Consider the following 12,585-nt stretch of genomic DNA (forward strand, 5'->3'; position numbering starts at 1 on the left):
CCCTAGGTCAGCAATGTGCGGCAGAGATCGACGAAATCATTCGCCCACCCGGCAAACAGCGAAAAGAGCAGGAGCCAGACGGCGAGCATGAAATGCGAATAGATGGCGGAAAGATCGAGGCTGAGGCGCAGCCTGTCCGGCTGGACGTCGCTCGCGAATGCCCTGACCGTCGTGTGGGCGAGTACGGTGAGCCCGCCGAGGATATGCAGGCCGTGCAGGCCGGTGAGCATGTAGAAGAAGCTGTTGGCGGGATTGTCGGCCAGCACGTAGCCGGCCGCCGTCAGTTCCCGCCATGCCTGGATCTGTCCAACGAGAAAGAAGACGGCAAGCGCAAATGCGGCAGCAAGCACCGGCCGCAGGCTTTCCATGCGGCCGTGCCCCGCTTCTCTTTTCGCCCATTGCAGCGCGACACTGCTTGAGGCCAGTGCTGCGGTGTTGACCCAGAGCAGCCGGGGAACGGGTGTGGCCCACCAGTCCGCTGACGCCATGCGCATGAAATAGGCGCTGACGGCAAGGCTGAAGAGCGCGCCGACCACGCCGAGAAACACGAAGAGGCCGATTTTTACCGCCGGCACCGGCGGCTGTTGCGGATCGGCGCTGTGATGATCCGGCAGCTGCACGGACCCGGTTTCGAGCCAGGGCTTCGAGGTCAGCCGCTGTCCGGCCAGCCACCAGACGATGATGGCGCCGATGACGGCAAGGAAGATCAGCGTGACGTTCATGCCGGAACCTCCCGTGTGACGCCGCCGCTTGCCGGCACCGTCTGCGGAATGAAGTCCTCGGCCGCTCCCGGCACGCTGTAGTCATAGGCCCAGCGATAGACCACCGGCAAATCCTTGCCCCAGTTGCCGTGCACGGGTGGCGTTTGCGGCGTCTGCCATTCCAGCGTCGTTGCCCGCCATGGATTACCGCCTGCCTCCTTGCCCCGGAAAAGGCTCCAGACCAGATTGAACAGGAAGACCATCTGTCCGGCCCCGACGATCAGCGCCATGACGGTAATGAAGATGTTCAGCGTATGGGCCGAAGGCGGAACGAAGGCCGTCTCTCCAAGCTCGAAGTAGCGGCGCGGCACACCGAGCAGGCCGAGGTAATGCATTGGGAAGAAGATCGCATAGGTGCCGAGGAAGGTGGTCCAGAAATGGATCTGGCCGAGCGTCTCGTTCAGCATGCGTCCGGTCACCTTCGGATACCAGTGATAGATCGCCCCGAAGATGACGAGGATCGGTGCTACCCCCATGACCATGTGGAAATGCGCGACGACGAACATCGTATCCGACAGTGGCACGTCGACGACGACATTGCCGAGGAACAGGCCCGTCAGGCCGCCATTGACGAAGGTGACGATGAAGGCGAGCGCAAAGAGCATCGGCAGCGTCAGGTGGATGTCGCCGCGCCACAGCGTCAGCACCCAGTTGTAGACCTTGATCGCCGTCGGGATGGCGATGATCAGCGTCGTGGTGGCGAAGAAGAAACCGAAGGCCGGGTTCATGCCGCTGACATACATGTGGTGCGCCCAGACGATGAAGCTGAGCGCGCCGATGATGACGATCGCCCAGACCATCATGCGATAGCCGAATATGTTTTTGCGCGCATGTGTGCTGATCAGGTCCGAGACGATGCCGAAGGCCGGCAGGGCGACGATATAGACCTCCGGATGTCCGAAGAACCAGAACAGGTGCTGGAACAGGATCGGGCTGCCGCCGCCATGCTGCAGCTGTTCGCCCATTTCGACGATGGCGGGCATGAAGAAACTGGTGCCGAGCAGGCGGTCGAACAGCATCATGACGCAGGCGACGAACAGGGCAGGGAAGGCGAGCAATGCCATCACGGTGGCGGTGAAGATGCCCCAGACGGTGAGCGGCATGCGCATCAGCGTCATGCCGCGCGCGCGTCCCTGCAGCACGGTCACCACATAGTTCAGGCCCCCCATGGTGAAGCCGATGATGAAGACGATCAGCGAGGTGAGCATGAGGAGGATGCCCCAGTCCTTGCCGCCCGGTGTGCCGGACAGAACGGCCTGCGGGGGATAGAGCGTCCAGCCGGCCCCTGTGGGGCCGCCGGGGGCGAAAAAGCCCGCGGCCAGGATCAGTACGGCCAGCAGGTAGATCCAGTAGCTCAGCATATTGGCATAGGGGAACACCATGTCTCGCGCGCCGACCATCAGCGGAATGAGGTAGTTGCCGAAGCCGCCGAGGAACAGCGCGGTCAGGAGATAGATCACCATGATCATGCCGTGCATGGTGATGAACTGATAATAGTGATCGGCATCGATGAAGGTGAAATAACCGGGAAAGGCAAGCTGCAGCCGCATCAGCCAGGAGAGTACCAGCGCCACAAGGCCGATCGAGATGGCGGTGACCGAATATTGCACCGCAATTATCTTGGCATCCTGGCTGAACACATATTTCGTCCACCAGCTTCTCGGATGATAAAGCTCGACATCCTCGACCTCGGCGGACGGGATGGCGCCTGCGCTGCCGGATGGAATCTCGACCATGATGTCTCTTCCCTTTCCCCGTCGGTTCAGTTTGCCGGTGGCGGCTCTCCCGATGACGCCATAAGCTGGGTGAATGTCTGCTGCTGGCCGAGCCAGGTCTGGTAGTCCGCATCCTCTTCGACGATGACGGTCCCGCGCATTTGCCCATGGCCGACGCCGCAGAGTTCGGCGCAGAGAATCTCGAAGCTTCCCGTCCGCGTCGGCGTGAACCAGAAATAGGTGATCATGCCGGGTATCATGTCCATCTTGGCGCGGAATTCCGGCACATAGAAATCGTGGAGGACATCGATGGAGCGCAGCAATATACGCACCGGCTTGCCGATCGGCAGATGCAGCTCGCCGCCCTCGATGATCACGTCGTCGAGGCCGCTTGCGTCGTTCTTGTTCAGGCCGAGCGGATTGTCGGGGCTCACGTCGCGCGTCTCCGCGCGGCCGAGCTTTCCGTCCGCGCCGGGCAGGCGGAAGCTCCACAGCCACTGCTGGCTGACGACCTCGACTGGCACGGCATCGTCAGGCACGGTGATGAACTGGTTCCATACCACCAGGCCGGGGGCCAGCATTGCCGCGACGCCGACCGCCGTTCCCCCTGCCAGCAGCCATTCCAGCCTGCGGTTTTCAGGCTCGTAGGCCGCCTGGTTTCCTGGCTTGTGCCGGAAGCGAAAGACGCAATAGGCCATGAACGAAACCACCGCCACGAAGACGATGCCGGTGATCCAGAAGGTGATGACGAGCGTGCTGTCGATATAGGTCCAGTTGGAGGCGATCGGCGTCCACCACCACGGGCTCAGCACATGGAACAGCACGGAGCCGACAACAATCAAAACGAGAATCAGCACAACAGCCATTTCCGCTCCTCCCTGAGCAGGTCGACCGTGAAACCGCATTCCGCAAAAATACCGGGTTATTATCGCACGAATGGAAAAGATGGGCAATTACTGCAATTTAGGCATGTCCAGCCGGGGGCCTTTCGGCCGGTTACTGGGAATATTGCTTGAGATAGGCGATGAGATTTGTGATCTCCTGCTCGTCCTTCACGCCGACGAAGGCCATCTTGGTGCCCTTCACCTTCGCTTTTGGATTGTGCAGATAGTCGCGCAGCGCCGCCTCGTCCCAGACGAGGCCGCCGTCTCCGGCCTCTTTCATCCCGGTCGAATAGGCGAAATTAGGATGGGTTCCGGCCTTTCGGCCGAACAGCTTGTTCAATGACGGGCCGACCTTGTTCGTATCGGAATCGACGATATGACAGGTGGCGCATTTCTTGAAAACGGTGGCGCCCGCCGTCGCGTCACCTTCCTGAGCTCGGGCATCAAACGACGAAACGGCGACGATGGACGCGCCGATCAACAGAACAACACGATAGGTCATGGCAAACCTCATCCTCCTCAAGGTTGCCCAATCGCCCCATCATCCACCGCCATCCGCGTGCGGATATGTTTGCGATCACTAAAAGAGTAGTCCTCCGGGTTGGCAAGTCAACCGGCGTCACCAGCGGTTCGCCGATCATATTTCGATCTCCAGATGCCGCGGCGCGAACCGCGGCGTCAAAACCTCATTCGTGCGTTGATGCATCGACGATACCTGGCATGGCGAGATTGATGTTGGATTTGTCGGTAAACCCGATCCATTGGCCAATTCGATCGGGCTGAAGGGGCTGGGTGAAGTCGCGAGGGTGCGCGCATCGGCGGCAATCGGGAAGGCGGTCTTCCGTGCCACGGGAAAGCGTTTTAGCGAACTGCCGATCCGAACGGCGGCTGTCACCTGATCACGTCCACGATAGCCACCACCGCAGATCTCCCCACCCCGAGAGCCCGCCTCGAAACATTCGTCGCGCCCGAGAGAAGCCTGCCACCGCGTTCAAGGGCCGCCTCTGCGACGCTTGACCGTTCCACCACCACAGCGCCGCCGTCGTCATAGTTATCAGCGAACGACGTAACTCCTTTGGGAGGGACCAGATTGGATAAAACCAACGGATCGCGTGACTCACAGGCCGGTCGGCACCTGTCGTAACGTGTAACAGGCGGCCGCTTTACGTCATGCGCCTCTTTTCGGAGGATGGTCGGGACAGGCACCGCCGCCGCGGCGACCCTGGCTTGGGCTTTAGGTTGCGGGGCCTGCGGAAGGATTGCCAGGATATCGTCCTTCTCTGGCCTGATCGGGACAGCCTGCCTCGTCTGCACCACGACAGGCGGAGGAACCGGGCGATTGCTTTCGATCTCGTTTCGACCGGACCACCAGACCGCGGTCAGACCGATTCCGATAACAGCGACGACTGTGGTGGCCTTCTCCGGAAGGCGGGAGGTCTCGAAAAGCACAGTTTTGACGGCACGCGACATGGTGTGATCCTCGTTGTCTCGTTTAGCGCGGAGCATAGCTTCCATTCAAACGTGACGGATTCCGCCCTGAAACATGGCTGGACTGCGGCTATTGATTTTAAAATGTTGCAAGTGCTGCCCACTGCTCCGGCTTGGAGAGTCGGACCTTGTAATTGCGATCGTATCCGCTGAGCCACATTGTCTACCTTGGGGTTCACGACCGACCGGCGATCAAGGCCGAGGATCGGCACCTATTGCCTCGCGTCTTCCGCCCTCTTTTTCCAGTAGTCCCACGCGCGCCCATAACCCTCACCCGGAAGAGCATTTTCCAATCGCGAATTGATCGTGTCGATCTCACCGGCCGTCAGATAAGTCACCTCGCCAAGCCCGATGGCCTTCATCTGAAGATCGGCATTGGCCTCCAGATAGACGGCATTGTAGACGACGCCGTGCACCGACGTCCCGACGACCGTCGATCCGTGGCCGCGCATCAGCACCGCCCGATCCTTCGCCAGGATTGTCGCCAGGTCATCTCCCATCGCGACGTTGGAAACCAGGAGATTGGTATCGCCGAATGCGGATTGCGCGTCCCACACGCGAACCTCGTGGCCGATGCAGGCGCAGCTGTGGACGACCGGCCTCAGGCGCATTTTCGTAATGCTGAACGGTACCACCGAGCGGCTGTGGCTGTGCACCACGGCCTGCACGTCCGGCCTTGCCTTGTAGATGCTGCCGTGGATGAAGCGTTCGAGATAGGGCTTGCGCGTGTCGCCGTTCAAAGGCGTGCCGTCCAGTGCAAACGTCATGATATCCTCTGCCGTGATCAACTCGGGCGCGCGCGCCCGGGACAGGAGATAGGCGTTCGGATCATCCGGATGCCGTGCGCTGATATGCCCGAAGGCATCGACGACGCCTTCGTTGGCCAGGATGTGGTTTGCGGTGACGATATCGTCGATAAGTTCGCTCAGGGACATGTCATACTCACGCTGCTGGCATTTCCGATTGGGGTGCGGGATGAAACTTGATGTGGACATGCTTGATCTGCGTGTAGTCGAGCAGTTCGTCTATGCTCTCCTCTCGGCCGAGCCCGGACTGCTTGTACCCGCCGAACGGCGCGCCGATGAAATGTCTGGTCGTTTCGTTGACCCAGACGAAGCCTGCCTCTACGGCGGAAATCATCCGGTGTGCCCGGTGCAGATCGTTGGTCCAGATCGAGCAGGTGAGGCCGTATTCGACCGAATTGACATCCGAAACGAGCTGCTGCTCGTCGTTCCACCGGAAGACCGATAGGATGGGTCCGAAAATCTCTTCGCGGGCGATCGTCATCGACAGGTCGACATCGGCGAAGATCGTCGGTTCGATGAAGCATCCGTCCTTCAGCAGCGGATCGTCCGGGTGCTTGCCGCCGGCGATCAGCCTTGCGCCTTCGCGGTGGGCGATCTCGATATAATTCATCACCCGGTCGTATTGGCGCCGGTCGATCAGCGAGCCCATCACCGTCTCCGGCTTGGTCGGCAGGCCGGGACGCACATCGGCGACCTTGCGTTTCAGGTGCTCCAGCACGTCCTCGTAAATCGTCTCATGGATGAAGGCGCGGCTGGTGGAGCCGCAGGACTGCCCGGCCCAGGTGAAATTCATGCCACCGACCATGGCAGAGGCGACCGCGGCCGGATCGGCGTCGTCGAAGGCGATCAGGGCGTTCTTGCCGCCGAGTTCCAGCTGGACGGGCCGGATGCGCTCGGCGGCGGCGCGCAGCACGGCTCTTCCGGTCTGCACGCTGCCGGTGAGCGCGATCCTGGCGATGTCCGGGTGGCTTGTGAGCCGTGCCCCTGCCTCCGATCCGCCGGCGACGATGTTGAGGACGCCGGGCGGCAGGATGTCGGCGATGATCTCGGCAAAGCGCAAGGCGGAGAGGGGGGCCTGTTCCGGTGGCTTGACCACGACGGTATTGCCTGCCGCCAGCGGTGCGGCGGATTTCGAGGCGCAGAAGAGGATGGGGTGGTTGAACGGGATGATGCGGGCCACGACGCCCCAGGGTTCGCGGATCGTGTAGTTCAGCGAGCCCGGATCGCGAGGGATGCTGTGGCCTTTGATCTCGGTCACGAGGCCGGCGAAATAATCGACCTGCGCGGCGGCAGAAAAGACGTCCTGCCGGACGAGCCGCAGCGGATTGCCGCCGTCTTCCGCTTCGATCAACGCCAGTTCGTCGGCATGGTCGCGCAGGGCCTGGGCGATCCTTTTCAGATACTGGCCCCGCTCCAGAAGCGGTGTCCGGCTCCAGCCGCGGAAGGCCGTCTTGGCCGCGGCGACCGCGGCATCGACCGATTGAGGGCCGGCATGCAGGATTTCGGCGATCTTTTCGCCGGTCGCCGGGCTGATAACCGCGACGCTCCGGGCGTCCGGCGAGCTTTGCCATGTCCCGTTATAGAAGATGCCCTTGAGCGGGAGCGAAGCGATATCATTCATGCAAGCGATCCCAGATTGTCGGAGCTGTTCGACCGGCTCCACCGCTCGATCAGAACATTGAGCAGGACGGCGATGGAAACGACGACGATGATCAGCGCGTACATGGTCGGCATGTCGAAGCGGTTGTAGGACTGGATCACCATGTAGCCGAGGCCCTTGTTGGAGAGCTTGGTCTCGGCGAGCAGCGTCCCGATGATCGCCACGCCGAGGCCAAGGCGAATGCCGGTGATCATCGGCACGCGCATGGCCGGCATCAGAATCTTGAACACCATGTGCCTGGGACGTGCCGAAAAGCTTTTCCCGACGCGGATCAGCACCGGATTGATCTCGCGCATGCCGGCAAGAGTCGAAAGGGCAATCGGGAAGAAGCAGGAAATGGCGCCCATGGCGATCTTCGATCCCGGCCCGACGCCATAGAGCATGATCAGCACCGAGAAGAAGATGATCTTCGGCGTCGGCCCGAAATAATAGATATAGGGCTCGTAGGTGCGGGCGAGGAACGGGTTGGCGCCGAGAAGAAGGCCGACGGCAATGCCGAAAACGCTGCCGATCGCCATCGCAGCGGCGATCTCGCCTGCGGTCACCAGCAGGTTGGCATAGAATGGGGAACCCGACAGCAGCCTGACCAGTGCTGCGGCGAGCGTCGCGATCGAAGGGATGACGTCCTTGAAGAACAGCCCGGAATGACTGGCTCCCTCCCACAGTGCCAGCATCACGACAATGATCGCAATGCGGATCGCCATGACCTTCGCCCTGTCGGTCGCAAGCAAGCCGCTCCGGGCCTCGACGCCTATCTTTGCGTAAGCCATTTCTCGATCCATTCGGTAAGCGTGAAGGCAAGCATGCTGACGGCGATCACGAAGATGATCGCGGCATAGGTGCCGGCGAGATCGTAACGTTCGGCAAGCTCGTTGATCAGCTGGCCAAGCCCGCCGAAATTGATCAGGAACTCCACGCCGACGATCTTCACCAATGCGAAGATCAGGCCGAGCCGGATGCCGACAAAGATGCTGGGGATTGCCGAGGGCACCATGATCCGCCAGAAGATCTGGCGGCGCGTCATGCTGTAGGCACGCCCGACATTGATGAGCACCTTGCGCGTCGCGGCAAGGCCATCGACCGTCTTCAGCACCACCGGCGGAATGCTGCCGATGACCGCAAGCGCCACGATGGCGCTGGCATTACGGCCAAAGAGCACCAGGAAAAGCGGGTAGGCGAGCACGATGGGTGCTGCGGCAAGCGCGCTGAACCAGCTTTCCGTCGCCTTGCGGACGAGGGGATTGCGCTGCAGCAGCACGCCGAGCGGCACGCCGATCGCGACGATCAGTACCAGCGAAGCCAGCGTCTCTCCGGCGGTGACCAGGAAGCGCTGGAACACGGCCTCCTCGCGGATGATCCTCGGGATCGCCGCGAAGACGTCGGACGGGTAGGGCATGATATGCGGATTGAGGATTTCCGCCCGAAGCAGAAGCTCCACGATGGCAACCGCCGCCGCCAGGGAGGCGATGCCGGTTGCCGCGGGGAGGAAACGGTCGGATCTGAGAAGCGACGCCATGTTACCGCCTCGCGCTTTCCGCATCCGACATGCCGCGCGTCGCTTCCTCGCGAAGATCGGCCCAGATTTCGGCGACATAGCGGCCGAAGGCCTCGCTGCCCACCACGTCGGCGGTGCGCGGCCGGTCGAGCTTGATGTCGAGGATCCGTTTTACCCGACCGGGGCGGTAGGTCATGATCAGGATGCGGTCAGAAAGCTGCACGGCCTCGCTGAGGTTGTGGGTGATGAGCAGGGTGGTTTGCTTCAGCCGCTGCTGGATCTCCATCACCTTTTCGCCGAGCAGCAGCTTGGTCTGTTCGTCGAGCGCGGCGAATGGTTCGTCCATCAAGAGGATGCGCGGTTCGTAGGCAAGCGTGCGGGCAATCGCGACGCGCTGCCGCATGCCGCCGGAAAGCTGCGCCGGCATGTGTCTTTCGAAGCCGGAGAGCCCCACCATGTCGATGAAGTGGCGCGCCCGGTCGAGGCGCTCGCTCTTGCCCATCCCCTTGAGCTCCAGAGGGAAGGCGACGTTGTCGATGACGTTGCGCCAGGGAAAGGTCGATTCCTCCTGGAAGACCATGCCGATCGATTCATGCGAGCCGGCGATCTTCGATCCGTCGATCCTGACCTCTCCCTCATAGTGACCGAGAAGCCCGCCGATGATGTTGAAGAGGGTGGACTTGCCGCATCCGGAAGGCCCGATGACGGTAAACACCTCGCCGGGCCGAACCGAGAAGGAGACATCGTCCACCGCCGTGACGCTCTGCTCGCCCAGATTGAATTTCATCGATACCCGCTCGACGACCAGTACGGGATCAGGCTCCGGCTTGGATACCTCGTTCACGTCGATCCGGTTCATGGATGCTGCAACCTTCATGTCCTCAACCTTTCGAGGCTGAACTGGGATTGGTCGAATTCGCCGCCGCTCCGCCTTCGTAACCGGGCGCCACCCGGACATCGACCACCGCGACGCCGCCGGCCTCGACCGTCGCGATGGCCTGTCTCAGGGCATTTTCGAGCTGGGCGTGGTCGGTAACCGGACCGAAGCCGGTCGCGCCCTGGCTTTCGACGAAGGCGGAAAGATCGATTGGCGGATCGGTGAGCCGCTGGCCGATCCAGCGGTTTTCCACCGGCCGGCCGCGAGTGCGGGCGACCCGTTCCTGGTGGATCTCGTCATTGTAGTAGGACTGGTTGTTGGCGATCACGATGAGCAGCGGCAGGTCGTAATGGACTGCCGTCCAAACTGCTGTGCCGCCCATCAGGAAGTCACCGTCGCCGAGGATGGCAACCGGCAGGCGGCCGGTTCCCTTGAGTGCCAGAGCACCGCCGACGGCCATGCCCGGCCCGCTCGCCAGCCCACCGCCGCCGTCGCTGCCAAGATAGTCGAGCGGATGCCGGAACGGCCATGAACGCGGATCCCAGGAGAGCGGCAGGCGGATGAGGCAGGTATCGCGATCGCCGACGGCGGTTCTCAAAGTCCTGCCGAGTTCCGATACGGTGATCTGCGGACCAGCCGATGCGGCAAAACCTGGCTCGCTCCGGGCGGCAATCTGTTTTCGCTCCGGCAATTCCTGCTGCAGCAGGGCTTTGACAAAGAGGTCCGGGGCGCAGGCGACATGCAGGTCGACGGGGGCGAGCGCCTGATGATCCAGGCTCCAACCATTGTGGATCGTGTGGTCGAGGCTGACATGCACCATATGGGCGCTCGCCGCCTTGCCGTATCCCAGCGCCGCGGACAGCGTGCCGGCGAGATCAACCCATTCGAAGGCGACGATGACGTCGGCGGACTTGATGGCTTCGGCAAGTTCCGGGTTCATGAACTTGAACGGCGTCGTCATGTGCAGGCCGTGGTCGGTCGGGAAGGCGGCGCCCACCTTGAGATCGGTTGCAACTCTTGCGCCGACGCGTTCCGCAAGCTCGATACGATTTGCCCAATCCGCCTCGCTGCGAGAAACCCGCCCCATCAGGAAAAGGACGTTGCCTGCGTTCCGCAGCCGCTCGGCGACGTCGTGCACGGCGTGAAGGGAAGGGCCTTGATCGACAGGCGAGCGATAGCGTGGTGTCTCGAAATCCGGCAGCGGCGCATCCAGCAGGGCTTCCTGCATCTCGCTGTCGAGATTGATGTAGACCGGCCCCTTTGGAAGTGTTTCGGCTATGCCGACGGCGCGGACGAGCGCTTCGCGGGCGGCACCCGCTGAGGCCGGCTGGTCGTCCCATTTGAGGAAGGGGCGAACGAGTGCGCCCTGATCGCGAGAGGTATGGATCCAGTCGATCCATGGCCGGCGACGCATCGCGTCCACCGGCCCCGTGGCGCCGATGACGAGCATCGGTTCGCGGTCGCACCAGGCGTTGTAGATTGCCATGCTGGCATGCATGAGCCCGATATTGGCATGCACGGCGGCGGCCATCAACCGGCCGGTGACCTTCGCATACCCATGCGCGATGGCGATCGCATGTTCTTCATGCAGGCAGACGAGAAGCCGAGGCTCCTCGTTGCCGAGATAGTTGACCAGGCTGTCGTGCAGGCCGCGGAAACTCGATCCAGGGGTGAGTGCGACGAATTCGATGCCCAGGGCGCGGATCGTCTCGGCGATGACGTCGCTTCCGTATTGACGGTTATCGGCTGGCCAGCGGACCGGTTGCTCGACGGCAAATGTGGTTTGCTGGCCCGACAGGGCGACAGTCTCCAAAATTCCTCCTCGCACCGGCGGTAACCAGTGTCCTCATTCCTCTTGTGGGAACCTATGGGGGGATCGAGAGCGCGGCAAATACAGATTTTCTTCGGAAGCTATTCAAGGAACTTATAGCTCGGCTTCCTGCTCCGCCGGTTCCCATCCGAGATCGCCACACTTGATCCGCTGGGCGACGGTGGTCTTGATCGAACGAAGAAGATAGGAACTGAAGGAATCCGGCAGGCCGGCGCGGATGGCGAGCTTCATGTTGCGGACGATCACCGGATTGCAGATCAACCGCGCCCGTACGCGATTCAGCTGGATTTCATCGAGGAACAGCCCGTAAGGGGCCACCGTGCAGCGGCGATGATGGACGATCATCTCCCGCTTCAGGTTGATCGGCTCCAGGTCGATGATATCCGGCTGCGGAAGTTTCTTGGCGAGGATGATCTGGTCGAAGACCTGACGAATGGTCTGAAAGCGGTTGTCGAGCAGCAGCGGCAGCTTCACGAGTTCGTCGAAATCGATCGGATCGGAAGAGGCGCCGATCAGTTCTTCCACGCCGATCCCCATCAGCGGTTCCCGGTAGAGCGGCACGAGGCGGATGCGTTCGGTCGATGGCGGATCGTAGCAGAAGGCGAGATCCAGATGGCCGGACATCACCTCGCTCAGCAGTTCGTTGCTCATGCCCTGACGTAAGGTGACATGCAGCCGCGTTTCCTCCGCGACGAGCTTCAGGAGTTCCGGCGCCAGCGCCCGGCCGGATGTCGGGGTCACGCCGATCGTGATGTCGCCGACCAGCTGGTTGCGGAAGCCGTCCATCGCGGTTTGCGCCCGCTCGACCGCTTTGAGGACGTCCTCGGCATGGCCCAGCAGCGCCTTGCCGGATTCCGTCATCGTCACGCCGCGTGCACCGCGCAGCAGCAGTTCGGTGCCGAGCGCATCTTCGAGCTGCTTGATCTGATAGCCGATGGCCGGCTGGGAAATATGCAGGACGCGCGAGGCCGCCACGAAGCTGCCCGACAAAGCGACGGCCTTGAAATATCGTAATTGCCTCAGGTCCAAGCTCGCCTCCCCTCGATCTGGTCCGAGGGCAAGCTATAG

At 61.9% G+C, this 12,585-nt stretch carries 12 protein-coding genes; all 12 read right to left on the reverse strand.

Features of this window, described 5'->3' with window-relative positions; all coding sequences use genetic code 11:
- Nucleotides 1-2: 2 nt before the first annotated feature.
- Complete coding sequence (locus tag PMI07_RS11080; RefSeq protein WP_007770183.1) at nt 3-722, reverse strand: cytochrome c oxidase subunit 3; 720 nt, start codon at nt 720-722, stop codon at nt 3-5.
- Nucleotides 719-2,497, reverse strand: a complete 1,779-nt coding sequence (gene ctaD / locus PMI07_RS11085; protein WP_007770182.1) for a cytochrome c oxidase subunit I — start codon at nt 2,495-2,497, stop codon at nt 719-721. Before ctaD ends, PMI07_RS11080 begins: the two co-directional genes overlap by 4 nt.
- Before the next feature lie 26 nt (nt 2,498-2,523).
- The gene (locus PMI07_RS11090; protein WP_007770181.1) at nt 2,524-3,342 is read right to left on the reverse strand and encodes a cytochrome c oxidase subunit II; all 819 of its coding nucleotides are present in this window, start codon (nt 3,340-3,342) and stop codon (nt 2,524-2,526) included.
- Nucleotides 3,343-3,472: 130 nt separating this feature from the next.
- Complete coding sequence (locus tag PMI07_RS11095) at nt 3,473-3,862, reverse strand: cytochrome c family protein (protein ID WP_007770179.1); 390 nt, start codon at nt 3,860-3,862, stop codon at nt 3,473-3,475.
- Nucleotides 3,863-4,251: 389 nt separating this feature from the next.
- A complete protein-coding gene (locus tag PMI07_RS11100; RefSeq protein WP_007770178.1) occupies nt 4,252-4,830 on the reverse strand; it encodes a hypothetical protein in 579 nt (192 codons plus the stop codon).
- Nucleotides 4,831-5,060: 230 nt separating this feature from the next.
- The gene (locus tag PMI07_RS11105; protein ID WP_007770176.1) at nt 5,061-5,783 is read right to left on the reverse strand and encodes a class II aldolase/adducin family protein; all 723 of its coding nucleotides are present in this window, start codon (nt 5,781-5,783) and stop codon (nt 5,061-5,063) included.
- Between the two features lie 7 nt (nt 5,784-5,790).
- Nucleotides 5,791-7,275, reverse strand: coding sequence for an aldehyde dehydrogenase family protein (locus tag PMI07_RS11110; protein WP_007770174.1), 1,485 nt, complete (start codon nt 7,273-7,275; stop codon nt 5,791-5,793).
- Entirely contained in the window at nt 7,272-8,084 is an 813-nt protein-coding gene (locus tag PMI07_RS11115; RefSeq protein WP_007770172.1) for an ABC transporter permease, read from the reverse strand. The genes PMI07_RS11110 and PMI07_RS11115 overlap by 4 nt, the downstream gene beginning before the upstream one ends.
- On the reverse strand, nt 8,066-8,830 hold the full coding sequence (locus PMI07_RS11120) for an ABC transporter permease (protein WP_007770170.1): 765 nt from the start codon (nt 8,828-8,830) through the stop codon (nt 8,066-8,068). Before PMI07_RS11120 ends, PMI07_RS11115 begins: the two co-directional genes overlap by 19 nt.
- A gap of 1 nt (nt 8,831) precedes the next feature.
- Entirely contained in the window at nt 8,832-9,686 is an 855-nt protein-coding gene (locus PMI07_RS11125) for an ABC transporter ATP-binding protein (protein ID WP_007770168.1), read from the reverse strand.
- 4 nt (nt 9,687-9,690) lie between these two features.
- Nucleotides 9,691-11,499: a thiamine pyrophosphate-binding protein gene (locus PMI07_RS11130; protein WP_024163737.1), complete on the reverse strand. Its 1,809-nt coding sequence runs from the start codon at nt 11,497-11,499 to the stop codon at nt 9,691-9,693.
- A gap of 111 nt (nt 11,500-11,610) precedes the next feature.
- Nucleotides 11,611-12,546 carry a LysR family transcriptional regulator gene (locus PMI07_RS11135; RefSeq protein ID WP_007759305.1) on the reverse strand — a complete coding sequence of 312 codons (936 nt, stop codon included), beginning with the start codon at nt 12,544-12,546 and terminating at the stop codon, nt 11,611-11,613.
- Nucleotides 12,547-12,585 lie beyond the last annotated feature (39 nt).

The sequence above is a fragment of the Rhizobium sp. CF080 genome, assembly GCF_000282095.2.
GTDB lineage: Bacteria > Pseudomonadota > Alphaproteobacteria > Rhizobiales > Rhizobiaceae > Neorhizobium.

Bases quoted from the DNA above. Each gene is read 5' to 3' on its own strand.
- PMI07_RS11080 (WP_007770183.1), bottom strand. From the start codon at position 722: ATGAACGTCACGCTGATCTTCCTTGCCGTCATCGGCGCCATCATCGTC.
- ctaD (WP_007770182.1), bottom strand. From the start codon at position 2,497: ATGGTCGAGATTCCATCCGGCAGCGCAGGCGCCATCCCGTCCGCCGAG.
- PMI07_RS11090 (WP_007770181.1), bottom strand. From the start codon at position 3,342: ATGGCTGTTGTGCTGATTCTCGTTTTGATTGTTGTCGGCTCCGTGCTG.
- PMI07_RS11095 (WP_007770179.1), bottom strand. From the start codon at position 3,862: ATGACCTATCGTGTTGTTCTGTTGATCGGCGCGTCCATCGTCGCCGTT.
- PMI07_RS11100 (WP_007770178.1), bottom strand. From the start codon at position 4,830: ATGTCGCGTGCCGTCAAAACTGTGCTTTTCGAGACCTCCCGCCTTCCG.
- PMI07_RS11105 (WP_007770176.1), bottom strand. From the start codon at position 5,783: ATGTCCCTGAGCGAACTTATCGACGATATCGTCACCGCAAACCACATC.
- PMI07_RS11110 (WP_007770174.1), bottom strand. From the start codon at position 7,275: ATGAATGATATCGCTTCGCTCCCGCTCAAGGGCATCTTCTATAACGGG.
- PMI07_RS11115 (WP_007770172.1), bottom strand. From the start codon at position 8,084: ATGGCTTACGCAAAGATAGGCGTCGAGGCCCGGAGCGGCTTGCTTGCG.
- PMI07_RS11120 (WP_007770170.1), bottom strand. From the start codon at position 8,830: ATGGCGTCGCTTCTCAGATCCGACCGTTTCCTCCCCGCGGCAACCGGC.
- PMI07_RS11125 (WP_007770168.1), bottom strand. From the start codon at position 9,686: ATGAAGGTTGCAGCATCCATGAACCGGATCGACGTGAACGAGGTATCC.